We start from the raw sequence: 22,246 nt of genomic DNA on the forward strand, positions 1-22,246 counted from the left end.
AACTTTCACTTTATTTTTAGTAGAAGAATAATCAAATAGGAGGAATCATGCTATCTAAAAAAAATATCACTACCTTATTAATTGTTGCAATAATAATATTTCTTAAACCAACAGCAATCAAAGCCGAATCTCAATCAGCAGCTACAACCAGATTATTTGGTGTGGACAGGTATTCAACCAATATGAAAGTGGCTGATTATGGCTGGACTGGTCATTCTGATTATGCCATTATAGTTTCAGGTGAGAATTTTCCGGATGCAGTTTGCTCCGCACCTCTAAGCGTTAAATATAATGCGCCGCTGCTTATGACTGCAGGAAATACTTTAAGTACTGATGTACAAGATAAGCTTACAAATCTTGGCGTTAAGAAGGTATTTTTAATTGGAGGCACAGGTGTTATTTCCAGTGAAGTGGAAAATGAATTGACTCAGAAAAACATAGATGTCCAGAGATTAGGTGGAAGCACCAGAATTGAAACATCTATTGAAATTGCAAAACAAATTGGGGGAAATGAGTTATTCCTTGTTTCATCCGAGGGATTTGCAGATGCATTGTCTATTTCTCCATATGCTTCCAGTAAGGCTGCACCTTTGGTATTGACCACCAGCAGCGGTGTGCCGGAGGCAGTTAAAGATTATGTAGATACTGTAAGGCCTTCAAAAACCTATATAATTGGCGGACAAGGTGTTATACCGGACAATACGGCTTCTTATTTTGGCGAATATGAAAGGCTTGGCGGTCAGGACAGATATGAAACAAATGCAGAGGTCATAAGCAAGCTTTATAATATTTCAAATATACAAAAGATATACATAGCAGCAGGAATAAATTATCCGGATGCATTATCTATTTCCCCTCTGGCTGCAAGAGACAGCTCGCCTGTGGTTTTAGTAGATGACAATATGTCTCAAAATCAGGTAAGGATGATTAGAAGCAGCAGAAACACATTGAAGGAACGTGTAATAGCAGGTGGCGAAAGTGTAGTACCGGATTATCTGATAAATAGGCTTTTTGTGGATTCGGATGACATTACTCCAGCTGATTTTATAAATTCATATAATGGACAAGTTTCTTCCGATGAATTGACTGCCTTTAAAAATATAGTTTTAGGTCTTTCAGTATACCCCAATGACTGCAGTTTAAAATCAGCTTTTGATAATGGAGCATCTCATTTACTGGATACTGCAGTAAAGATTCATAATCAGGGAAATTATGATGCAGCCTTGAATATCTACAATTATCTGCTTCAGTTGCAGGTACCTGAAGAAATAAAAGTCAATGCAACTGTATATAAAAATGTGGCATTATCAAAAAATCCTATAATAAGCAAATATGTTTATAAAGAAAGCTCCGAGGCAATAGTTCAAAATGCCCTTGAAGAATACAGCAAATTTAATTTTAATTTTGACAATCCCATTGAGTATACAGCTATGGGCGAGTATTTAAATTTCTCTGCAAATAATCGGTTTACTACAAATAAGCCTGATTCATTGACTTTTGATGAAAATGGAATTCCCATGGTAACATACAGGGAGTTTGGAATCCAGTATAATTTTGTAACCATATGTCAATATGCACTATATCTGCATGCAAGATATTTACAGGGGGATACTTCAGTAATAAACCAGTTTGTGAAATGTGCTGATTTTCTTGTAAGCCACATGGACAGTGATGGAAGTTTCAGGTATAAATTTCCTTATTATTCATATGAATCCCTTGGAAGCAATTGGACCTCAAGCATGGCTCAAGGTCAAGCACTGAATGTTTTCTCCCGTGCTTATGAAATGACAGGAGATAAGAAATATATAACTGCAGGCAATAAGGCATTTGATTACTTAATAACACCAATAAGCCAGGGCGGCGTTATGGATACTCTTGGAAGTCTGGAGCCCAGGTTTAAGAGTGATATATTTTTTCAGGAGTATGTAAATACAATACCTACATATACACTTAATGGATATATGTTTACATTGCTGGGCATATATGATTGGTCACAGCTTGCAAAACAATTACCTTCTGCTATTAATGGCAGTCAGGCTGATTATTATTTTAGTGAAGGAATAAAATCACTTAAGATAGTACTTCCCTACTATGATATAGGCGGGTTTACAAGCTATGATTTAAGCCATCTTATGACATCCAGAGATGCCAATCCTGCTTTGGATTACCATAAAGTTCATATAGATTTACTGGAGGCAATTTATTCTATAACCAAGGATGAGTATTTTATGAATATTAGGAATCAATGGGTTGATTATATTAAATTTTAAAAATAAGTGACAGTGGTATGTACTGTCACTATTTTTTCCCTCGGGAAAACTAACTTATACATTTGCTGATAAAGGCAGACAGGAAAATATTTGCAGCACCTTGGAGGAAGGGAACATATTTTACTCTATTGCCTTCACCTTTACAATGTTTTCATAAGAGGACAATAGTGGTATTCTAAAACCATAGGTTTTGATTTCATATTTTCTGTTAATTCTAAATCCTCCATATACATCTTCGGAATTAAATTTAAATTCCAATAAACTGTTTGTATTTTTAAATACTCTTGTGTCACCATTTCCTATTTGGGTATAAATTAAATATTCAGTGCTGTTATTTTGTTTTTTTATTTGTTTGCTGGCAATTGTCACTTTATAAGTATTTCTGAAAAAGTGTGGGAAGGATATAAATATACCGGATAGTATAATAATTCCGATTATTATTGCACCAATCTTAAATTTTAAAGATCTTAAAGATTTATTGGATTTAAATCTATGAAAATTATTTTTCCTCATGAGATCTCCTCAATATTAATAAATATAGTCTCTTTTATTAATATTATTTTTTCCTGTATATTATGTCAGATCGGCTGCAATAATGTCTAAACAATTTTTGGTGTCCAAATTTCCTTTTTAGTACAGATAAGTTCCAGGTGATTGATATAATAAATAATAAGGTAGGGGGAATAAAAATGGAGCGATATGTTATTGTATGCACCATAGGAGGTTCTGCATTAAAATTTCATGAAAGACTGACCAGTAGTGTATGCTATAAATTTAATAAAAGGCGAACCAAGCTGCCTGCACATTTTACAATAAAAGCGCCTTTTGAAACTGATAGAATTGAAGATGTAAAAGATGTACTTGAAAAGTTTTCTGCAAATAATAATAAAACAGCTATAAAATTGGAGGGATACGGGAAATTCAGGGAAGACGTAATTTACATGGCTGTAAACATGTCACCTCAGGCAAAAAAAGTTCATGAAGATCTTATATCTCAACTGGACAAAATACCCTGGATGAATTTCAAAAGCAATGAGGGAAAAAACAAAATATTTCATTGCACGGTAGTTTCCAAAAAAATAAAGGATAATTTTAAGGACATATGGAATTATGTACATAAATATACCTGTGATTTTAATGAATACTTTGATAATATATCCCTTTATCATTGGAAAAATAATACATGGGTGTTGTTGAAAAAGTATAAACTTACTTAAAAAATTTTATTGGAGGCATTTATATGGCTAATTGTGTTGAGGGAAAAATTAAAGCTTTTGGTGATATTGAATTATTTTATAAAAAAAATTTAGTAGAAAAGCCCAAAGCTGTATTGGTAATTGTTCATGGATTATGCGAACACCTGGGACGTTATAATTATTTTACGAAGAAATTAAATGATTTTGGTTATAGTGTATATAGATTTGATAATAGAGGACATGGAAAATCAGGTGGAGAAAGAGGTTATGTAGATAATTTTCAGTATTTCTTTGATGATGCAGATTTGTTTGTAGACATGGCCAAAAGTGAAAATAAAGGTATTCCGGTATTTATGTTTGGTCACAGTATGGGAGGATTTATAACTGCCGGCTATGGAATGAAGTATCAGAATAAATTAAAGGGACAGATACTTTCAGGTGCGGCAGTAATAGATTTGCCTGCCTTTGAAGCTATTGGAAGTAAAGGCGATTTTTTTGACAAACATCCTTTTGAAAAAATACCAAACGCCCTTTCCAATCTTATAAGCAGGGATCCAGAAGTTGTAAGGGCTTATGATGAAGATCCTCTTGTACTGAAGGAAACCAATATTAAATTATTAGGTGAAGTTTTTGTAAAAGGGCCAATTTGGATTGAGAATAATGTGAAAAAGTATAATTATCCTTGTCTTATACTCCATGGAGGCAATGATCAAATAGTAATAAATGAAGCTTCAAAATGGCTGTACAAAAATATATCTTCCAAGGATAAATCTTTAAAAATATATCCAAAATGTTATCATGAAATTTTAAATGAGAAGGACGAAAAGGACATTGTTATAGAGGATATTCATAATTGGATTGAAAAGAGAATATAGAAAAAAAGGGTCTGCCGGATTTTAAGGCAGGCTTTTTTTATATAGCTGAAAATCAAGATATCTTCATAAGATCTACACACCTTTTTGATAAAATACTTCTGTACTAGTATAAAATTTTTTGGAGGTTATAAATTATGAATATGACACACTATATGTCTTTGCTGATGAATAACCAGCCATGGAATTTAATTATTTTTATGGCTGTACCGGTAATATGTGCTGAAGCTCTCACTATTACAGAATTTTTTATAATTTACAATAGAATTGAACGAGGGGCTATAAGAACTTTAAATAAAATTGTGGGGATTTTTGATGGGTTTTATTTTACAGGAATATTCATTTACCTTTTTGTAAATGTTGTAATACCCCTTACAAGCGGTGGTGGATGGCATACATGGGTGGATGTAGTTGCAGTGGGTTTTTATTTAAGTGGTGTAGTATTTTTATTACCAATAGCATTGATGGAACTAGGTATAATATTCAGAAATAAAAGCAATGAGGAAAAATTGAAAGTTCACTTTATTCTTGTAGGCGGATTTTTAATAGTTGCACATGTTGCAATGATTTTTGGTATGGTAAATCCCCAGATTATAAGTAACATGCCGGGAATGCACAAAATGTAATATGGATTAATGAAAAGATTTAAAGGGTTTACTTAGCCAGAGTAGATCCTTTTTTTTATAAACAAATTTCACTTGAGTCTAAGAATCATTTGATAATTAAAGGTTATAGCTGAAATTGACTGTAGTGAATATAAAATTGCACGAAATATAATAATGGTGTAAAAAGATTAAAATTACTGATTATATAGCAAATCATAAAAGAGGAGGTTTTAAATTTGGATATAAGTAAAAAATCCATAAAAATAAAGCTCTGTATAATGTTTGTCATATTAATTATTAGCACTATAATAATTTCAGAAGTTTATACAATATTTAGTTTTAAAAAAGTGATACTTGCACAGACCGAAAATGATGGTTTAAAAATTGTAAAAAATATCTTTTTAGGAAAATAATTACGAAACTAAATAGGGATAGTTACATAATCTCAGTGCCTTATAAACAAAGCAATTCTAAAAAAGGGACTGTACTGGTATCAATGTCTACTAAAGAGATGAACAGTAAGTTTGAAAAGGCACTGGTACTTTCCATAATAATCACATTGATTTTAATTGCCATTGCTATTGTCATAATTAATAAAGTCATAGCTAAAATTACCAGCCCCTTAACAGAGCCTGCAGATATTTCCGGGGAAATATCAAAGGGAGATTTGACAAAAGAAGTTAAAATACTGAAAAATGATGATGAGATGGGAAAACTCTCATGAAACTATGGAAAAATGGTGGATAATTTGAAAAGTATAATAACTGATATTAAATATTCTTCTAATAATATTACAAATTCATCTGATGAACTTGCAGCTTTTTCGGAAGAGGTCAGTGTCACAGCAGAAGAAATTACAGGAAGTATACAGTCTTCTAAGAAAAATTCCCAGGTTCAAAATGAAGAAGTGAGTTGTGCAAAAGAAAGTCTTGATAATTTATCTAAAAAGATTGCCCTTATAAATGAGGCAATTGATAATTTAAGAAATTCTTCAAAAATAACCAGTGAATTGACTGTAAGCGGTAAGCAATATTTAGTATCTTTAAATGAGAGTACTAACAACATTGGCAGCTCATCTAAAAATATAAATATTAAAATTGGGAAATTACATGATAAATCTTTTACTCAAATTTCTACAGCAGCGGAAGATCAGAGTTCATCTGAGGAACAATTGGCCAATATAGCTTGAAAATTAAATGATATGTCATTGAAGCTAAAGCAATATACTGATAAGTTCAATATATCAAGTAATTCGTAGGCTCAGGTGAAGATTTGCCCATATGTAGTGCCTTTATACCTGAAATTACAGAAAAGCTTATTTGGCAGCGCAGCAGAGAGCTTATCCCACAATTTACAACACTGGGGGAATGTTTCAGCAATGGCAGGCTTTCGAATAAAAAATCGGTGAATACCTAATAGGACAGACATTGGAAAAGTCTGCTCCATTGGGTGTTTTTGTGTGGTATAATAAAAAACATAAAAATGCAATAGAGAAGTTAAACAGTTAATAATTATTATAGTATGAGATAGGGGTTGTATACATGAAAATTGTTGTATTGGATGGATATATATTAAATCCAGGAGATTTGACCTGGGAGCCATTGGAAAGGTTTGGAGATTTAACTGTTTATGACCGGACTGTATATGATAATAGCAATGATGATTTAATAATTGAAAGGATAGGGGATGCGGAAATTGTATTTACCAATAAGACTCCCTTGTCTGAAAATGTATTTAAAAATGCTCCTAAGCTGAAGTTTTTAGGAGTATTGGCTACGGGATATAATGTGGTGGACGTGGATGCAGCTGGAAAACTTGGTATTACAATAACCAATATTCCCGGTTATGGCACTCGGTCTGTGGCTCAGATGGCTGTGGCATTGTTGCTGGAATTGACCAATCATGTGTGGGTTCACAATGAAGCTGTAAAAAATGGAGAGTGGAACAGAATTAAAGAGTGGTGTTTCTGGAAACAGCCATTGATGGAGCTGGATAATAAAGTGGCCGGAATTATAGGGTATGGAAGAATAGGTCAGGCAACTGCTAAAATAGTACAGTCCATGGGAATGAAGGTAATAGCCTATAACAGGCATGAAAATAAGGAGCTGGAAAGTGAAAATATGAAATATGCCAAATTGGATGATATATTTGAAAAGTCAGATGTGATTTTTTTGCACTGTCCTCTGTCCCATGATAATAGGGGAATGATTAACAGGTCCTCCATAAGAAAAATGAAAGACGGTGTTATAATAATAAATAATGCCAGGGGACCTTTGATTGTGGATCAGGACTTAGCCGATGCCTTAAACAGTGGAAAAATTAGAGGAGCAGCTCTGGATGTTACCTCTGAAGAACCTATAGATAAAGATAATCCGCTGTTAAAGGCAAAGAACTGTATAATTACTCCTCATATATCCTGGGCTGCCAGGGAAACAAGGCAAAGACTAATGAATATTGCGGCAGACAACCTAAAAAATTTTTTAGAGGGAACACCTGTAAATACAGTAAATAAATAGAGTAGTTTACTATGGAATAAACCTGTTAAAAAGAAAGGTACATGAATTTGTGTAAATCAATCCATGTACCTTTCTTTTTTCAGTAAAATCAGATCTTGAATTTTTATTTATATATATAAGTATATGAAATTTCCTCTCCGATAATTATATTAAATTTTTCATATAAAAAAATGTCCTATTTGGATAATTCAACAGATTTTTGAGTGGTTTTTCTTACAGCTGAAATGACTGCATTTCTAAAACCCTTTTCTTCAAGAGCAGCTACACCTTCTATAGTGGTTCCACCAGGAGAGCATACCATGTCTTTTAACACACCGGGATGTTCTTTTGTTTCAAGTACCATTTTTGCAGAACCGAGTACAGCTTGTGCTGCAAATTTATAGGCTTGATTTCTGGGCATTCCGTCCAATACGGCAGCATCTGCCATAGCTTCAATAAACACATATACGAAAGCTGGTGAAGAACCACTGACGGAGGTTACAACATCCATTAACTTTTCGCTTACTATTTCTCCCCTGCCAAAGCTTTCAAAAATATGAAGTATTTCTTCTATTTCCTCTTTGCTTACTTTATCATTAGGGCATATTGCAGCCATTCCCTCTCCTACAAGAGCAGGGGTATTTGGCATCACTCTGACCACTTTTAATTTTCGTCCAAAAGCTTCTTCAGTACTCTTTAGACTTTTTCCTGCAGCAATTGTTACTATTGTAACATTTTCCTTAACAGTATTTTTTATTCCCTTAATAACTATAGGATATAGATTGGGTTTTACGGATAATACGAGAATGTCTGCATTTTCAGCTACTTCATTGTTATCTGTAGTAATTTTGATTCCGTAATTTTGGGCTGCTTTTTCTAAACTTTTTTCATTTAGATCCCCTACAATTATATTTCCCGGAGCTACAAGTTTTGCATTGATTATTCCCCCAATCATTGCCTGCCCCATATTTCCACATCCTATAAATCCTATTATTTTACTCATATATTTTTTCCTCCTAGATAATTTTGATTTTTGTATATTTATTGTAAATTCATTTCTTCAAAAATAAGCAGCATGTTCATAATAACGCAGGCTCAAAATCAGATTCCAATTAATTTATATACCGGTTTTAATTTAATTGTTTTTTAAAAAGATTTGGTGTATGAACTGTAAGTATTTTTACAGTTCTATTTGTATTGTTTGCCCAGTTGTGGTCAAGGTTTGAATTGTAATGGGCACTGTCCCCCGGGAACAATTCATATCTTTTATTGTTTATTAATAAAGTTAAAATTCCCTCCAGCACATATACAAATTCTTCCCCGGCATGAGGATAAAGAGTTATTTCTTCATTGTTGCTGCTTGGCAGAATCTCGAAAATTCGTGGAAGCATATTTTTATTCTCCATGTCATTTGTTAATTGAAATTGTATTATTTTGTTGTTCTCAACTTCAAGTACTTGCCTTTCGTAACTTCTTAGAATAAAATTATCCTTATTTTTTGGTCCGGTGAGAAAATAAGATAATGTAACACCTAAAGCCTCCCCGATATTGGACAATGTGTCAATGGCCACACTTGTGAGACCCCTTTCCAGCTGGGACAGGTAGCCTGTGGACAAATTGGTTTTCTCACTTAAATCATTCAAAGTTAAATTATTTTGAGTTCTTAATTCTTTTATTTTTTTACCAATGTCTGAATTCATATTAAGTCACCTCGTTTTTTTATCTGCTGCAATTTTTTATACTAATCAGTTCATCCTATTTTAAAAATTTTTCAGCTGCAAATAAAATATTTTTAATACCAAAAATTCTATATAAAAAGTAAAACGTTTGGCACCTATTTATGAAATATTTTATATATTTATATTATTTAACAATTTTTATTACTATTATATTATATAAAGGAATTGTTGTCCATGATAATTTTATGTATATGAAAAGTTTTCACATACGTAAAATTATCAGGGACTATAGAAAAGCAGCCGTATACAATATTTATAAAATAATATTTGCTGTTGGATAGCCAATAATCGAAAAGCATTATAAGAATGCCGTATTGGGCTAATTACTGATACGAGTTTTTATGTATATGAAAATTTTTTTGTATATGTATAAAAAAGTAGTAGACAAAATAACAAATGGACTATAAAATATAATTAAGATATTGATATATTTTAAACAATGAATTTGTATGAGTATGTTTTACAAATATAAAACGTTTTCAAATACTAAATAATAACTAATAAACTAAAAACTTAAATTAATTATTTAACAAAACAAATGATTGCGTTTTTATAATAATGAAATTTATTTAACATTTGGAAACTTGGATATCACATTATTGCATTACTTATTGACTAATGATATTGGGAACAAAAAGTTACTGTTGAAACTTTAAAAAATAATTATTTTATAGGGGGTGAATTATTTGGCTGCGGATATAATAATGAATATTCAAAAGTATTCAATTCATGACGGACCTGGAATTCGTACAACAGTTTTTCTAAAAGGATGCCCGCTAAATTGCTGGTGGTGCCATAACCCGGAGAGTCAAAAATCAGGTCTTGAAATTATGTTCTTTAAAGAAAAATGTAAAGGCTGTGGTTTATGTTTAGAAAAGTGTCCTCAAAAAGCAATAGAATTTGTGGATGGATATCCTGTTACTGATGAAAGAAAATGTACTCTTTGTGGGAAGTGCAGTGATTTTTGTACGAGCAATGCCAGAGAGATTGTAGGAAAAGAAATGGCAGTTAAGGACTTGATGAAGGAAATAATTAAAGATGAAGTATTTTATGATGAATCAAATGGCGGAGTTACATTTTCCGGAGGCGAACCTTTGATCCATGCAGATTATTTAAACAATGTTCTTAAGGCCTGTAAAAACAGAGGTATCCATACAACAATTGATACCAGTGGATATGCAGATTGGCAACAATTTGAAAAAATAATTGATAATACGGATCTTTTCTTATTCGATATCAAACATATGAGCAATGAAAAGCATTTCAAATATATGGGTGTTGGAAATACTGTTATTTTGGAAAATTTGAAAAAGCTTTCTGAAAGGGGCAGCAATATTTATGTAAGAATGCCAATAATTGCTGGTGTAAATGATGACGATGAAAATATTGATGCAGCAGTTGATTTTATATCAAAGTTAAATATAATACAGGTAAACTTGCTGCCTTATCATAAGATGGGTATGGATAAATATAGAAGACTTAATAGGAAATATAAGCTGTCAGGTTTGGAAACGCCATGGGATAAAGTTATGAATAAAATTGCAGATAAGTTTAAAAAAGCTGGAATAAAAATTAAAATAGGAGGTTAAGTATTATGATGACTGAAAGAGTAAAAAAGTTAAGGGAGCAAAGCTTAAATGCTGTTCCAAGTCTTTCAATGGAGAGGGCAAAAATTGTAGATGAAGTTACTAAAAAGTATGAAGGGACAGTTTCGGTTCCTGTGCTCAGAGCATTGGTTTTAAAGGAGATTAATTCAAGAAAGAAGCTTTGCATTAATGATGGCGAATTAATTGTTGGCGAAAGAGGAGAAGGACCTGCTACAGCTTGTACCTATCCAGAATTGTGCAGTCATACACTTAAAGATTTTGATGTTATGTCACAACGTGAAAGGATAAATTTTACGGTTGATGATGAAGCAAAAAAGTTGCAGAAGGATGTTATAATTCCATATTGGAAAAATAGATCCATGAGATATAAAATTCTTCAAAATGTATCTCAAGAATGGAAGGATTGCTATGAGGCTGGAATATTTACAGAATTTATGGAGCAGAGAGGACCAGGCCATACTGCAGGTGATGATAAAATATATTATAAAGGATTCCTCGATTTTAAAAAAGATATTCAAGATGCAATAAACAAGCTTGATTTTTGTGAGGATGACGAAGCCCTGGATAAAAAGAATGAGCTTGATGCCATGGCAATATGCTGTGATGCAATAATGATTTTAGGAGAGCGATATGTTGCTTATGCAAGGGAATTGGCAGAAAAAGAAGCTGATCCGATTAAGAAACAGGAACTGCTTGATATAGCAGATGTATGCAGTCAAGTTCCAGCACATGCTCCGAGAACTTTCAGGGAAGCACTTCAAATGTATTGGTTTGTACATTTATGTGTTATTACTGAATTAAATCCATGGGATGCCTTTAATCCTGGCAGATTAGACCAGCATTTAAATCCTTTCTATCAAAAGGAAATTGAAGAAGGAACATTAACCCGTGACAAAGCTATAGAATTGCTTGAATGCTTCTGGGTTAAATTTAATAATCAGCCAGCACCACCCAAGGTTGGTATTACATTAAAAGAAAGTTCAACTTACACGGATTTTGCAAATATTAATGTGGGCGGAGTAACTAAAGAAGGTTTAGACGGGGTTAATGATGTAAGCTATATGTTACTTGACGTAATAGACGAGATGCATCTGCTGCAGCCAAGCTCAAATGTTCAAATAAGCAAAAAGAGTCCGCAGAAATTTGTTAAAAGAGCCTGTGAAATCGCCAGAGAGGGTTGGGGACAGCCATCAATGTTCAATACAGATGAAGTTATTCAGGGACTAATGTTTGCAGGAAAATCTCTTGAAGATGCAAGATGCGGTGGAAACAGCGGCTGTGTTGAGTCAGGTGCTTTTGGAAAGGAAGCATATATACTGACTGGATATTTTAATATGAACAAGGTACTTGAAATTACATTAAATAATGGTATAGATCCAATGACAGGCAAAAAACTCGGGCTTGAAACCGGAGATGCTTCAAAGTTTAAAACTTACGATGAACTGTTTGAAGCATATAAAAAGCAGGCAAAATATTTTATTGATATAAAGATAAAGGGCAACAGAGTAGTAGAAAAATTATTTGCAGACCAAATGCCTGAACCATTCCTTTCTGTAGTAATTTCTGACTGTATTTCAAAGGGCAGGGACTATAATGCAGGAGGTGCAAGATATAACTCAACATTTATTCAATGTGTTGGTATCGGAAATATTACGGATGGTTTGTCGGCGATAAAATATAATATATTTGACAAGAAAAACTTTACTATGGCTGAATTATTAGAAGCCATGAAAGATAATTTCCAGGGACATGATCATATTTATAATTTAGTTAGGAATAAGACTCCAAAGTATGGTAATGATGATGACTATGCAGATGATGTAATGAAAACCATATTTGATTTATACTTTAATATTATAAATGGAAGAAGAAATGGAAGAGGCGGATTCCATAAAATAGAGATGCTCCCAACAACATGTCATGTTTATTTCGGAGATGTTATGGGGGCAAGTCCAGAAGGAAGAAAGGCACATATGCCGGTTTCTGAAGGAATTTCTCCAGCACAGGGAGCAGATAAACATGGACCTACGGCAGTTATTAAATCATGTGCAAAAATGCAGCATATAAAAACTGGCGGAACTCTGCTTAATCAAAAATTCACTCCATCTGTTGTGGCAGGTGAAGTTGGACTTGATAATATGGCGAGCCTGGTTAGGACGTACTTTAAAATGGATGGTCATCACATACAGTTTAATGTTGTAGATAGGAAGACCCTTTTAGATGCTCAAAGAAATCCAGATCAATACAATGATCTTATAGTTCGTGTTGCAGGATACAGTGATTATTTTAATAACCTTGACAGGGCATTGCAGGATGAAATAATCAATAGAACAGAACAGACCTTTGAAGCATGCGGCTGTTAAAAATAGGAGTGATAATATGAATAAGACAATAGGGTTCATTGGGTGCGGTAATATGGGTCAGGCAATGATTGGCGGAATATTAAATGCAAATTTAGTAGAATCCGGCAGCATCATTGTAGCTGCCCTTGAAGAAAAGAACTTTAGAAATGCAGTTATAGCAGCATTGAGAAAAACAACTCAAAAATCTGCTGAATTATCTAAATAAAAGATTTAGCGTAATTGCCAAAGAAGAAACTTCATATCTTTGTTTTTATAAATAGAATAGTATAATTATCATTATATTTTGCTAAAATGACTAATTAGAGGATCCTCACTTAATTTTCAAATATTATATTTTTGGAGGAAATTATATGTTAATTACAGTTCTTTATCTTTTACTGGTGGGTTTTGCAGTTTATTTTGCTTTTGTATTTTTTAAGGATTATATAAAAACTTCAAAAGAAGGAAAGTTGGAATCAGGAAATTTTTGGGCAATAGGAGTAATAGGGCTTGTTATGAATTTCTTTGATACCCTGGGAATTGGTAATTTTGCTACAGAAACTGCTGCTCTAAAAAATTTCAAGCTTACCCATGATAGAACGCTTCCTGGAACCCTGAATGTTGCCAATACTATTCCGGTTATAGTAGAAGCATTAATATTCATAACAGTTATCAAGGTTGAACCTGTTACATTATTTTCAATGTTAGCTGCAGCTGTATTAGGAGCACTGTTGGGAGCTGGGCTTGTTGCCAAGCTTGATGAAAGGAAAGTTGAAATTGGAATGGGTATTGCATTACTTGCAGTTGCTTTCATCATGCTTTGCGGCCGATTAAATCTTATGCCGTCAGGCGGAACTGCAGCTGGACTTACAGGAGTAAAATTAATAGTTGCTGTGGCGGGCAATTTCATTTTAGGAGCATTAATGACGCTGGGTATTGGACTTTATGCTCCGTGTATGGCACTGATTTATGCACTTGGGATGAACCCAAAAGTTGCATTCCCAATCATGATGGCCTCTTGTGCTCTTTTAATGCCGGTTGCTTCGGCCAAATTTGTAAAGGATAACGCTTATGACAGAAAGGTATCAATGTCAATTTCAATATTCGGTATTGTGGGGGTGCTGATTGCGGCATATATTGTCAAATCCCTTCCATTAAATATTTTAATATGGGTAGTAATATTTGTTGTAATCTATACAGCTATAATGATGTTAAGATCTGCTAGTCTTCATAAAGCAAAATAAAAGGACAAAAAATATATATAGCAGGAGCGGAGCAGAGGTACTTGCTTTTTTAGTAAGTACCTCTTTATGATATATCATATTATAAAAGAATACTCAGCTATTGGATCACTTTTCTATTCTTCTTACTTAATGGTCTCTTTAATAGTTTTAGAACAGGCACGGGACTCTGTTTTTTTACTTAAGATAAAAGAAACTGCAATGCTTATAATCATGATTGAAAATATAATTGCTAAAGATGATATTATTGAAACATTTATATGGAAAAAGGTAATTGAAAGCTTGATGCCTGTAAATATCAGTATACATGCAACCCCATATTTGACATAGGCAAAATTATTGTGAAGTTTTTCAAGGAGAAAATACATATTCCTGAGCCCCAATATGGCAAATATATTGGAAGTATATACTATAAAGGGATCCGTAGTTATAGAAAATACAGCAGGAATTGAATCTATGGCAAAAATTATGTCTGAACACTCTATCAATATCAGTATTGCAAATAATGGAGTTGCATAAAGAATTTTATTCTTTTTAATAAAAAACTTTTCTCCTGCCAATTCGTTGGAAACCGGGATTATTTTATTGACAAGTTTAATTATTTTGCTGCTGCTGAAATCATTTGAGTTATCCTTCTTTAAAATCATTTTAATACCGCTTATTATGAGAATAAAGCCGAATATATAGAGCATCCAATGAAATTTGTTGACAACAGTAACTCCTAAAATTACAAATATAAATCTCAATATTATCGCCCCAAAAATTCCATAGGTGAGTACTCTTTTCTGATATTGCGGTTTTATTGAAAAACTTTCAAATATAAGCAGAAATAAGAAAAGATTATCCAGACTGAGGCTTTGTTCAATTACGTACCCGCCCAGAAAAGACAGGGCTTTTTCTTGTCCCATGAAAATGTAGATTCCAATATTGAAAAGTAAAGCTGTTCCTACCCAGAAACAGAGGTGAAGCAGTGATTTTCTTGTGGACATAAATTTACCTCCTAAATTTAGTGATTAATAAAAAAAATAAAGACTCCCAACATAATTCATATTTAAAATAGAATTATGTTAAAAGTCTTATTACCCGTGGGTTTACAAAACCAGATTTAAAATATAAATCGAAATGTTGATTTTGTAATTTTAATTACTCCCTCTTAACTATAAATATTCAGTTTCTATATTTATATAATAATATAAATTTTTAATATTATCAAGTTAATAATATAATATAAAGAGTTGTTTTTAAGATATGGGGAATGAAAGAGTTAATAAAAAAGGAAGGTGTAAGTTATGCAGAAAGTGATTTTCCTTGTGGATATGAATGCTTTTTTTATAAGCTGTGAGGCAACAAGACACCCGGAGATTGCTGACAAACCTGCTGTGGTGGCAGGAGATCCTAAGGATCGAAGAGGAATTATCTTGACTGCAAATTATAAAGCTCGAGAATTCGGAGTTAAAACCACCATGACTTTACGGGAAGCATTAAAGCTTTGCCCTGGTTTGCTTATTATACCTCCTGATAAGGAGTTTTATAAGCAAAAATCCTGTGAGGTCATGGATATACTTTCTTCCTATAGCCCTATTATCCAGCAAAATAGTATTGATGAGGCATGGCTTGACATGACAGGGTGTGAGAGAATATTTGGAAAGCCTATGGAATCAGCAGAACTTATCAGTTACCATATCAAGAATAAACTGGGGCTTGGATGTTCCATAGGCATATCCGAAAATAAATTTCTTTCAAAAATGGCTTCTGAAATGAAGAAGCCGCTGGGAATTACAGAGCTTTGGAGAAAGGATATTGAATTTAAATTATGGCCCATGAGCATTCGGTTCATGTATGGAATCGGGAAGCAGACTTCACGGAAACTGCAGTGTATGGGAATTGGTACTATTGGAGAACTGGCGCTTTATGACAGAACATATCTTATAAAAAGATTTGGAAAGGTTGGGGAAAAAATTCATCATCTCGCCAATGGTATTGATGATTCAGACTTGAAACCACGTCTGCAAAATGATGTAAAATCCATTGGAAAGTCTATTACAGTGCCTCATGATATATTTAATATGGAAGATGCTAAAATTATTTTGATGCAGCTTTCCGATGAAGTGGGAATGACTGCCAGAAAATATAAGAAAAAGGGTCATACCGTACAAATAAGCATTAAATATTCAAATTTCAAGTCTGTTACAAGACAGACAACTGTTGTGCCAACTTGTCTGTCTAAAGAAATTTATTCAGCAGGAATTCAGCTGCTTGAGAAAAGCTGGGATGGGCGGCTGCCAATACGGCTGCTTGGAATAAGCATCAGTGGTTTTGTGGATAACTGCAGAATAAAGCAAATATCCATGTTTGACATGATGAAAAGGGATTGTGAAAAGGAGCATTTAGACAAGGACAATAAAATAGAAGATGTTATTGATGCCATACGCGAAAAATATGGCTCGTCAATAATCAGACGTGCAGCTTTGATAAAAAATAAAAAGAATGGAGGGCAGGCAAATTAAATTTTTGTATATATAATTAAATTTTTCATTTAAATTTAATTATGTAATTATAGCTCTTAATAACTTCATTATGGGGTTAAAATCTATGTATTTTAGACTTTGACTTTCTTTGACCTTAGTTGTATTATAATAACTGTAATAAGGATTACCTCTACAGAAGGTAATCATAACAACATAATGATTTATGAGGAGGTAGAGATTATGTTTGATATGGTTCCATTTAAAAAGAATAATTCATTAACAAGGGGTGATGTATTTGATAGCTTTGTAAATTCATTTTTTAATGATGATTTCTTTGCACCAGTTAATATAAATGGATTTGGCAAGGGATTCAAAGTTGATCTTAAAGAAAATGAAACAAATTATGTAGTTGAGGCCGATCTTCCAGGAATAAATAAAGACGCAATAAATGTTGATTATAGCAACAATTATTTGACTATATCCGCAAAGAGGGAAGATTCCAGGGAAGATAAAAGTGAAAACTTTATAAGACAAGAGAGAAGTTATGGAGAGTTTAAAAGAAGTTTTTATGTTGATAATGTAGATGAAGATAATATTAATGCTTCCTTTAAGGATGGAGTACTGAAGGTAAATCTTCCAAAGTCTGAAAAGGGCAGTGATAATACTAAAAAGATAAATATTAAATAGTTAATACAGATAAAACAGGGTACTGTCAAAATTTACGACAGTACCCTGCTTTATTTTACTATCTGGGTATGTATGATTTTGCCTTCTGCATATTTTACTAGGAGTTTTCTGCAGTAGTCCATATATTCTTCCAGATTTTTATCTCCGTTGAAGGAGACTATGTTCATCAAGAGTCTTTTGGTACCTTCTGTTACCATGGCTCTTATGGAATCGGAGGTGGTGCTTCCAAATTTACCCCTGCCATCCTCAAATACAGGCATATTTGATAAATTCACCTGACCCTTGCCAATACCCTTGTAGGATTCACCTTCGCTTCCTATGGTAAAGCAAATTTCCGAATCTATCTTGTCTAAATCATAGGCACATACTGAATGAAAGGAGTATATGGAAATCAGATTGTTTATATCCACTATGTTGTTGACCTTATAGAGTTTGTTCCCCTTTACTATACGCCGTGTCAAGGATTCAGATGAAACCCTGTATCTGCTGGGATCCTTTCCTAGTTTTTTATATGCATCCCTTGCTGCACATATATTGGGGATCTTTAAAACGTCCGGCAATTTATACTGTGAAGCAATCTTATCCGATAGTGATGATATTTCTTCCGTCAACATGTCATCTGACTCTTTTACCTTGACAGCTGCCTCTATAGAGCCTATGACAATTTTATCATAAAGTATATTTTTTAAGCAGTCGTTAATTTTTATGTTTATCATAAATTATATCTAGTGAAGGATTGTATCTGAAATACAGAGCTTTCACTAAAGTTCGCCTCCTTTTATTATAAAATAAATTGATTTTATAAAATTATTATAACACATAAACAAGGTTGGAATTTTACTGACAGAAGGAATTATGATAAAGTAAAATCAGAGACATGTATATGGAGGAGTGAAAAATTTATGAAAGCTAAGTTTGACAATCTGATAAAGGAAGTATTGAAATTAAAAGTTCACAGTGTTTCCATGGTGGATACTTCAAAAATTAAATTTTCTACAGAGTATAGAAATGCCTGTAAATCAAATGTGTGTGGTATGTATGATACCAATTGGATGGGACCTCCTGCAGTGGGATCTGTTGAAGAATTGATAGATAAGGCAAAACAGCATAGACAGGGAATTTTAATACAGACAGTACATGAACTGTCTGATTTGTATGATACAAAAGCTGTGGAAGAGGCAGAAAAGTCTCATAATGAAGTATTTGCAAAAGTTGTTCAAAAAGTGAAAGATGAATACGGGTTTAAGGATGTTCTTCCTTTAAGTGTAGGCTGCTGCAGGATATGTAAAAGATGTGCCTACCTTGATGGGGAAAAATGCAGAAATCCTGACAAAAGTTTTTCTTCATTGGAGGCCTATGGCATTAATGTGATGGAGCTGGAGGAAAGCTGTGGAATGTCTTATTATAATGGGGAAAACACCATTAGTTACGTAGGGCTTATACTTTTTAATGAAGCTTAAAGAGCTAGATGTGAATATATTTTGTGTCAGGAGATAATTTTGATATATCTCCTGATGATAAGTAAACAAGATGTTAAAAATCCACTCGTAATGTTCTTTATATCTGATTGGTATGTTCATCATAAAAGCATCCTTTTTCACAATAACCATAGGGGAACCATGTGCAGGTGACACAGATTTTTTTGAAGGCTTTCAGGGTTAAATTTTTTCTTATTGAATCCAATAAGGTTCCATATGGATACACATTGTTTACTCTGATTTTCAAAGTTTCTAAAACACTGGTGTCGAAGAAAGAAACTTTATCTTCGCTTTCACAGCAATCATTTTCTAATACATGAGGACATGCTATACAGATGTCATCAATTTTTGATACAACTTTTATTAAAGTGGTGTCTTTAAGAGAGTTCACTACTTTGTCCATGTTTTTTACAAAAGCCCTGCTGTAGCCTTTTCCCAAATATCCTTGAATACACAACAGATGGTGAGCTCTTAAAGTTAGCATTTTATCAGGTTTGCCTTTAAAAGAGATTGTTTGATTTTATGTCCGGCTAAATAGGCAACTATGATTTTTACAGTATCAAGAGGGACAAATGGAACTACACAGAGTAATATTGATTTTTGAATTGGTACATTTGTTATAAAGTGAAATTGAATTGTACCTATAGAATAACAAATTATTAGAGATACTATAAGGCCTAAAATTGACACTATAGGGCTAAGATCCTTTTCTGAAATTTTTCCAATGATGCATGAGATTATTGGATAGCTTATTAAAAATCCTCCGCTTGGTCCAACTATGGTTTGCAGTCCGCCGGTGAAACTTGCAAACACAGGTATTCCAATTGCTCCAAGAAGTAAGTAGATGATCTGAGATAATGTTCCTAAACGACTGCCTAAAATTATAGCTGATATATATACTGCGAATACTTGAAAAGTAATTGGCACAGGCGTAAAGGGCAGCGGTATGGAGATCTGAGCTAATATTGCTGTTATGGCTGTAAAAATGGCGGCAGTACTCATTTCTTTAATTGAAAAATGTAAGTTCATAATAATGGCATCTCCCTGAAATTGATTGTTAACATATAATATAATTACGGTTAACAATTATATTATACTTACAGTATAAGTTTTTGTCAATAAGACATTGTTATAAAATCTGGCTTTTTTGAAGTGGGGCATAAGCGGCACTGTACCCTGGTATAAGTTCTTCCAGAGTTAGGATAGAAAAAACATTTCCTATAAACAAACTCCAGCTGAATTTAAAAACATTTAATATATAAAAATAAGCACCGGTAAGCAGTGCTTATTTTATATATTAAGGTTATTTATATATTATCCTGATCCGTTAAAATAACAGGGCCATTATCCGTTATAGCAATAGTGTGTTCATATTGTGCAGATAAACTCCCGTCGGCAGTACGTGCAGTCCAGTTATTAAGGTCTACAGTAACTTCATAAGTGCCTATGTCTATCATGGGCTCTATGGTAAGTACCATTCCATCTTTTAATTTTAGACCCCTGCCTGGTTTTCCATAATGGGGAACAGCTACATCATCATGCATTACTTTACCTATGCCATGACCTGTATAATCTCTTACCACCGAATAGCCAAGGGGCTCTGCATAAGATTGTATTTCATGACCTATGTCACCTATTCGGTTTCCCACTACTGCCTTTTTAATACCCCTGTAAAGGCATTCCTTTGTAACCTTCATAAGATCCCGGGCTTCTTTTGAAATATTGCCTACTGCGTAGGACCATGCGGAATCTGCCAGCCAGCCATTCAAGTTTACAACCATATCAATGGTTACGATATCCCCTTCCTTTAAGGGCTTTTTATTTGGAAACCCATGGCAGACTTCATCATTTACTGAGGCACAGGTGGCATATGGAAACCCCATATATCCTTTCTGCTCAGGTTTTGCATGGTTTTCTTTCAGGTATTTTTCTACAAAAGAGTCTATTTCCATGGTGGTTATGCCAGGTTTTATCATTTTTCCTATTTCTTTATGGCAGGATGCAAGTATTTTCCCTGCTGCTGCCATATAGCCTATTTCCTTTTTAGTCTTTATATATATCAAAATTATCGCCTCTATTTCAAAAATTATTACATGAACACTTACTATTTTAACATATTCCTTTATAAAAAGAACTGTTAATGAATTTTTTTTGCAGTTCATTGTGATATCAATATAAAATTACAGATTTTTCATTATATTGTCTGCAAAGTTTTTTGCTCTCAGCTCTATATCAGGTATTTTGAATATGGCTTTGGGATCATTGGCGGTTTCCATGATTATTGAATTGGGAGGCAGCCTGAATCCTTTGTTTATATTCAATGATCCTATAAGTTGTTTTGCTACGGAGTCACTTCCTGAATTTCCTGAAATTATTATTCCAAATAAGGCCTTATTGTAAAAACTTATCTTATGGTATAAAACAGTCAGCCTGTTTATAGTGGCAGTTAAATTGGCACCAATGGAATCATTGTAATTTGGACACAGCCATACCACTGCATCTGAAGATTCTATAGAAGGCAGTACATTTTCTATCATGAATCCTCCGTAAAAACAACTGTTCTGTTTGCCATAGTGCAGACAGAGTCTGTAGTGGCAACCTTTGCAGTCAAGTACCTTGCCGTTTTCAATCTGCAGTTCCTCTATGGATATTTTTTTTAAATATTTAGAGGACAAGTGCCACAGATCAAGTGTATTGGATATCTTGTGAGGAGATGAGTATAAAACTGTTATTTTTTTACCCACTGGTTTAGGTTTATATTCTGCCAGCCTTTTCCCAAGTTTGGAACTTAAATTTATACATATTTCATCCAGGGGAAGATGAAGGGATTTCTGCCAGGTTAAAAAGTTTTTAAAATTTGCGGTAGCTTCCACCAGAGGATGGCCTATAAAATTACATCCCATATTATTGGCCATAAAAATTATATCCTGGGCAGCTCTTTTTGTTCCAAGATCAGAACTGCTGTGAATGAGAAGGGCGGCAGTGGAGCCCTGAAAAGTATTTGTGGATTTTAAATCTAAATTGCTGAAAAAATTCAGCATGGGTATATCAAAACAGGTATTGTCCAATTCCAGTAAAAATAATATTTTTTTATTTTTGAAATTGCTGTAATGGACATGAACACTGCTTATATAGTGTATGATGTCAAATTCTTTTATAAAGCTGTCTAACATTTTCTTTAGTTGAGCAGATATCTTGTCATTCGGGCATATAACGTAAAGTTCTTCCACAATTTCACCCCCATAA

At 33.4% G+C, this 22,246-nt stretch carries 24 protein-coding genes; 15 read left to right on the forward strand and 9 right to left on the reverse strand.

Annotated features, from left to right (window positions below):
• Positions 1-47: 47 nt before the first annotated feature.
• A complete protein-coding gene (locus ACYUJ6_RS03495; RefSeq protein ID WP_461844479.1) occupies positions 48-2,270 on the forward strand; it encodes a cell wall-binding repeat-containing protein in 2,223 nt (740 codons plus the stop codon).
• A gap of 120 nt (positions 2,271-2,390) precedes the next feature.
• Here ACYUJ6_RS03495 and ACYUJ6_RS03500 read toward each other — a convergent pair whose 3' ends face one another.
• The gene (locus tag ACYUJ6_RS03500) at positions 2,391-2,783 is read right to left on the reverse strand and encodes a DUF1523 family protein (protein WP_461844480.1); all 393 of its coding nucleotides are present in this window, start codon (positions 2,781-2,783) and stop codon (positions 2,391-2,393) included.
• A gap of 176 nt (positions 2,784-2,959) precedes the next feature.
• Between ACYUJ6_RS03500 and ACYUJ6_RS03505 the strand changes: the two genes are divergently transcribed.
• The 7 genes from ACYUJ6_RS03505 (at position 2,960) to ACYUJ6_RS03535 (ending at position 7,459) form a co-directional block, all read left to right on the forward strand.
• Entirely contained in the window at positions 2,960-3,487 is a 528-nt protein-coding gene (locus ACYUJ6_RS03505; RefSeq protein WP_461844481.1) for a 2'-5' RNA ligase family protein, read from the forward strand.
• Positions 3,488-3,510: 23 nt separating this feature from the next.
• A complete protein-coding gene (locus ACYUJ6_RS03510; RefSeq protein WP_461844482.1) occupies positions 3,511-4,341 on the forward strand; it encodes a lysophospholipase in 831 nt (276 codons plus the stop codon).
• A 134-nt stretch (positions 4,342-4,475) separates the two neighbouring features.
• The gene (locus ACYUJ6_RS03515) at positions 4,476-4,964 is read left to right on the forward strand and encodes a DUF6803 family protein (protein ID WP_369704428.1); all 489 of its coding nucleotides are present in this window, start codon (positions 4,476-4,478) and stop codon (positions 4,962-4,964) included.
• A gap of 215 nt (positions 4,965-5,179) precedes the next feature.
• A complete protein-coding gene (locus ACYUJ6_RS03520; protein WP_461844483.1) occupies positions 5,180-5,356 on the forward strand; it encodes a hypothetical protein in 177 nt (58 codons plus the stop codon).
• 35 nt (positions 5,357-5,391) lie between these two features.
• Complete coding sequence (locus ACYUJ6_RS03525; protein ID WP_461844484.1) at positions 5,392-5,667, forward strand: HAMP domain-containing protein; 276 nt, start codon at positions 5,392-5,394, stop codon at positions 5,665-5,667.
• Positions 5,668-5,691: 24 nt separating this feature from the next.
• Complete coding sequence (locus ACYUJ6_RS03530; protein WP_461844485.1) at positions 5,692-6,132, forward strand: hypothetical protein; 441 nt, start codon at positions 5,692-5,694, stop codon at positions 6,130-6,132.
• Between the two features lie 352 nt (positions 6,133-6,484).
• Positions 6,485-7,459 (forward strand): D-2-hydroxyacid dehydrogenase, encoded by a 975-nt coding sequence (locus tag ACYUJ6_RS03535; protein ID WP_461844486.1) that lies wholly within the window; start codon positions 6,485-6,487, stop codon positions 7,457-7,459.
• 175 nt (positions 7,460-7,634) lie between these two features.
• On the opposite strand, the gene proC is transcribed toward ACYUJ6_RS03535, so the two are convergent.
• Positions 7,635-8,441 carry a pyrroline-5-carboxylate reductase gene (proC, locus tag ACYUJ6_RS03540; RefSeq protein WP_461844487.1) on the reverse strand — a complete coding sequence of 269 codons (807 nt, stop codon included), beginning with the start codon at positions 8,439-8,441 and terminating at the stop codon, positions 7,635-7,637.
• A gap of 127 nt (positions 8,442-8,568) precedes the next feature.
• Positions 8,569-9,138: a helix-turn-helix domain-containing protein gene (locus tag ACYUJ6_RS03545; protein WP_461844488.1), complete on the reverse strand. Its 570-nt coding sequence runs from the start codon at positions 9,136-9,138 to the stop codon at positions 8,569-8,571.
• Between the two features lie 743 nt (positions 9,139-9,881).
• Here ACYUJ6_RS03545 and ACYUJ6_RS03550 point away from each other — a divergent pair.
• The 4 genes from ACYUJ6_RS03550 (at position 9,882) to ACYUJ6_RS03565 (ending at position 14,370) form a co-directional block, all read left to right on the forward strand.
• The gene (locus ACYUJ6_RS03550) at positions 9,882-10,766 is read left to right on the forward strand and encodes a trans-4-hydroxy-L-proline dehydratase activase (RefSeq protein WP_461845430.1); all 885 of its coding nucleotides are present in this window, start codon (positions 9,882-9,884) and stop codon (positions 10,764-10,766) included.
• A gap of 5 nt (positions 10,767-10,771) precedes the next feature.
• Positions 10,772-13,147: a trans-4-hydroxy-L-proline dehydratase gene (gene hypD / locus ACYUJ6_RS03555; RefSeq protein WP_461844489.1), complete on the forward strand. Its 2,376-nt coding sequence runs from the start codon at positions 10,772-10,774 to the stop codon at positions 13,145-13,147.
• Between the two features lie 16 nt (positions 13,148-13,163).
• Positions 13,164-13,352 (forward strand): NAD(P)-binding domain-containing protein, encoded by a 189-nt coding sequence (locus tag ACYUJ6_RS03560; protein WP_461844490.1) that lies wholly within the window; start codon positions 13,164-13,166, stop codon positions 13,350-13,352.
• A 145-nt stretch (positions 13,353-13,497) separates the two neighbouring features.
• The gene (locus ACYUJ6_RS03565; RefSeq protein WP_461844491.1) at positions 13,498-14,370 is read left to right on the forward strand and encodes a TSUP family transporter; all 873 of its coding nucleotides are present in this window, start codon (positions 13,498-13,500) and stop codon (positions 14,368-14,370) included.
• A 122-nt stretch (positions 14,371-14,492) separates the two neighbouring features.
• Here ACYUJ6_RS03565 and ACYUJ6_RS03570 read toward each other — a convergent pair whose 3' ends face one another.
• A complete protein-coding gene (locus tag ACYUJ6_RS03570) occupies positions 14,493-15,356 on the reverse strand; it encodes a TerC/Alx family metal homeostasis membrane protein (protein WP_461844492.1) in 864 nt (287 codons plus the stop codon).
• Between the two features lie 300 nt (positions 15,357-15,656).
• Here ACYUJ6_RS03570 and dinB point away from each other — a divergent pair, with 300 nt between their 5' ends.
• Together dinB and hsp18 are read left to right on the forward strand one after the other, a co-directional pair.
• Positions 15,657-16,874 (forward strand): DNA polymerase IV, encoded by a 1,218-nt coding sequence (gene dinB / locus ACYUJ6_RS03575; RefSeq protein WP_461844493.1) that lies wholly within the window; start codon positions 15,657-15,659, stop codon positions 16,872-16,874.
• A gap of 201 nt (positions 16,875-17,075) precedes the next feature.
• Positions 17,076-17,522, forward strand: coding sequence for a heat shock protein Hsp18 (gene hsp18 / locus ACYUJ6_RS03580; protein WP_461844494.1), 447 nt, complete (start codon positions 17,076-17,078; stop codon positions 17,520-17,522).
• A gap of 50 nt (positions 17,523-17,572) precedes the next feature.
• Here the strand turns inward: hsp18 and ACYUJ6_RS03585 are convergent, their stop codons facing one another.
• Complete coding sequence (locus tag ACYUJ6_RS03585; protein ID WP_461844495.1) at positions 17,573-18,238, reverse strand: B3/B4 domain-containing protein; 666 nt, start codon at positions 18,236-18,238, stop codon at positions 17,573-17,575.
• Positions 18,239-18,424: 186 nt separating this feature from the next.
• On the opposite strand from ACYUJ6_RS03585, the gene ACYUJ6_RS03590 reads away from it, so the two are divergent.
• Complete coding sequence (locus ACYUJ6_RS03590) at positions 18,425-18,982, forward strand: DUF2284 domain-containing protein (protein ID WP_461844496.1); 558 nt, start codon at positions 18,425-18,427, stop codon at positions 18,980-18,982.
• Between the two features lie 97 nt (positions 18,983-19,079).
• On the opposite strand, the gene ACYUJ6_RS03595 is transcribed toward ACYUJ6_RS03590, so the two are convergent.
• The 4 genes from ACYUJ6_RS03595 to ACYUJ6_RS03610 form a co-directional block, all read right to left on the reverse strand.
• Complete coding sequence (locus ACYUJ6_RS03595; protein WP_461844497.1) at positions 19,080-19,484, reverse strand: DUF1284 domain-containing protein; 405 nt, start codon at positions 19,482-19,484, stop codon at positions 19,080-19,082.
• Complete coding sequence (locus ACYUJ6_RS03600) at positions 19,478-20,029, reverse strand: biotin transporter BioY (protein WP_461844498.1); 552 nt, start codon at positions 20,027-20,029, stop codon at positions 19,478-19,480. The genes ACYUJ6_RS03595 and ACYUJ6_RS03600 overlap by 7 nt, the downstream gene beginning before the upstream one ends.
• A 278-nt stretch (positions 20,030-20,307) precedes the next feature.
• Positions 20,308-21,063 carry a type I methionyl aminopeptidase gene (map, locus tag ACYUJ6_RS03605; protein ID WP_461844499.1) on the reverse strand — a complete coding sequence of 252 codons (756 nt, stop codon included), beginning with the start codon at positions 21,061-21,063 and terminating at the stop codon, positions 20,308-20,310.
• A gap of 117 nt (positions 21,064-21,180) precedes the next feature.
• Positions 21,181-22,230: a flavodoxin family protein gene (locus tag ACYUJ6_RS03610; protein WP_461844500.1), complete on the reverse strand. Its 1,050-nt coding sequence runs from the start codon at positions 22,228-22,230 to the stop codon at positions 21,181-21,183.
• Between the last annotated feature and the right edge of the window lie 16 nt (positions 22,231-22,246).

The organism is Clostridium sp. JNZ X4-2 (genome assembly GCF_054889485.1).

What these genes read in the sequence shown, in the direction of transcription:
- ACYUJ6_RS03495 (WP_461844479.1), top strand. Translation starts at nt 48, where the DNA reads ATGCTATCTAAAAAAAATATCACTACCTTATTAATTGTTGCAATAATA.
- ACYUJ6_RS03500 (WP_461844480.1), bottom strand. Translation starts at nt 2,783, where the DNA reads ATGAGGAAAAATAATTTTCATAGATTTAAATCCAATAAATCTTTAAGA.
- ACYUJ6_RS03505 (WP_461844481.1), top strand. Translation starts at nt 2,960, where the DNA reads ATGGAGCGATATGTTATTGTATGCACCATAGGAGGTTCTGCATTAAAA.
- ACYUJ6_RS03510 (WP_461844482.1), top strand. Translation starts at nt 3,511, where the DNA reads ATGGCTAATTGTGTTGAGGGAAAAATTAAAGCTTTTGGTGATATTGAA.
- ACYUJ6_RS03515 (WP_369704428.1), top strand. Translation starts at nt 4,476, where the DNA reads ATGAATATGACACACTATATGTCTTTGCTGATGAATAACCAGCCATGG.
- ACYUJ6_RS03535 (WP_461844486.1), top strand. Translation starts at nt 6,485, where the DNA reads ATGAAAATTGTTGTATTGGATGGATATATATTAAATCCAGGAGATTTG.
- proC (WP_461844487.1), bottom strand. Translation starts at nt 8,441, where the DNA reads ATGAGTAAAATAATAGGATTTATAGGATGTGGAAATATGGGGCAGGCA.
- ACYUJ6_RS03545 (WP_461844488.1), bottom strand. Translation starts at nt 9,138, where the DNA reads ATGAATTCAGACATTGGTAAAAAAATAAAAGAATTAAGAACTCAAAAT.
- ACYUJ6_RS03550 (WP_461845430.1), top strand. Translation starts at nt 9,882, where the DNA reads ATGAATATTCAAAAGTATTCAATTCATGACGGACCTGGAATTCGTACA.
- hypD (WP_461844489.1), top strand. Translation starts at nt 10,772, where the DNA reads ATGATGACTGAAAGAGTAAAAAAGTTAAGGGAGCAAAGCTTAAATGCT.
- ACYUJ6_RS03560 (WP_461844490.1), top strand. Translation starts at nt 13,164, where the DNA reads ATGAATAAGACAATAGGGTTCATTGGGTGCGGTAATATGGGTCAGGCA.
- ACYUJ6_RS03565 (WP_461844491.1), top strand. Translation starts at nt 13,498, where the DNA reads ATGTTAATTACAGTTCTTTATCTTTTACTGGTGGGTTTTGCAGTTTAT.
- ACYUJ6_RS03570 (WP_461844492.1), bottom strand. Translation starts at nt 15,356, where the DNA reads ATGTCCACAAGAAAATCACTGCTTCACCTCTGTTTCTGGGTAGGAACA.
- dinB (WP_461844493.1), top strand. Translation starts at nt 15,657, where the DNA reads ATGCAGAAAGTGATTTTCCTTGTGGATATGAATGCTTTTTTTATAAGC.
- hsp18 (WP_461844494.1), top strand. Translation starts at nt 17,076, where the DNA reads ATGTTTGATATGGTTCCATTTAAAAAGAATAATTCATTAACAAGGGGT.
- ACYUJ6_RS03585 (WP_461844495.1), bottom strand. Translation starts at nt 18,238, where the DNA reads ATGATAAACATAAAAATTAACGACTGCTTAAAAAATATACTTTATGAT.
- ACYUJ6_RS03590 (WP_461844496.1), top strand. Translation starts at nt 18,425, where the DNA reads ATGAAAGCTAAGTTTGACAATCTGATAAAGGAAGTATTGAAATTAAAA.
- ACYUJ6_RS03595 (WP_461844497.1), bottom strand. Translation starts at nt 19,484, where the DNA reads ATGCTAACTTTAAGAGCTCACCATCTGTTGTGTATTCAAGGATATTTG.
- ACYUJ6_RS03600 (WP_461844498.1), bottom strand. Translation starts at nt 20,029, where the DNA reads ATGAACTTACATTTTTCAATTAAAGAAATGAGTACTGCCGCCATTTTT.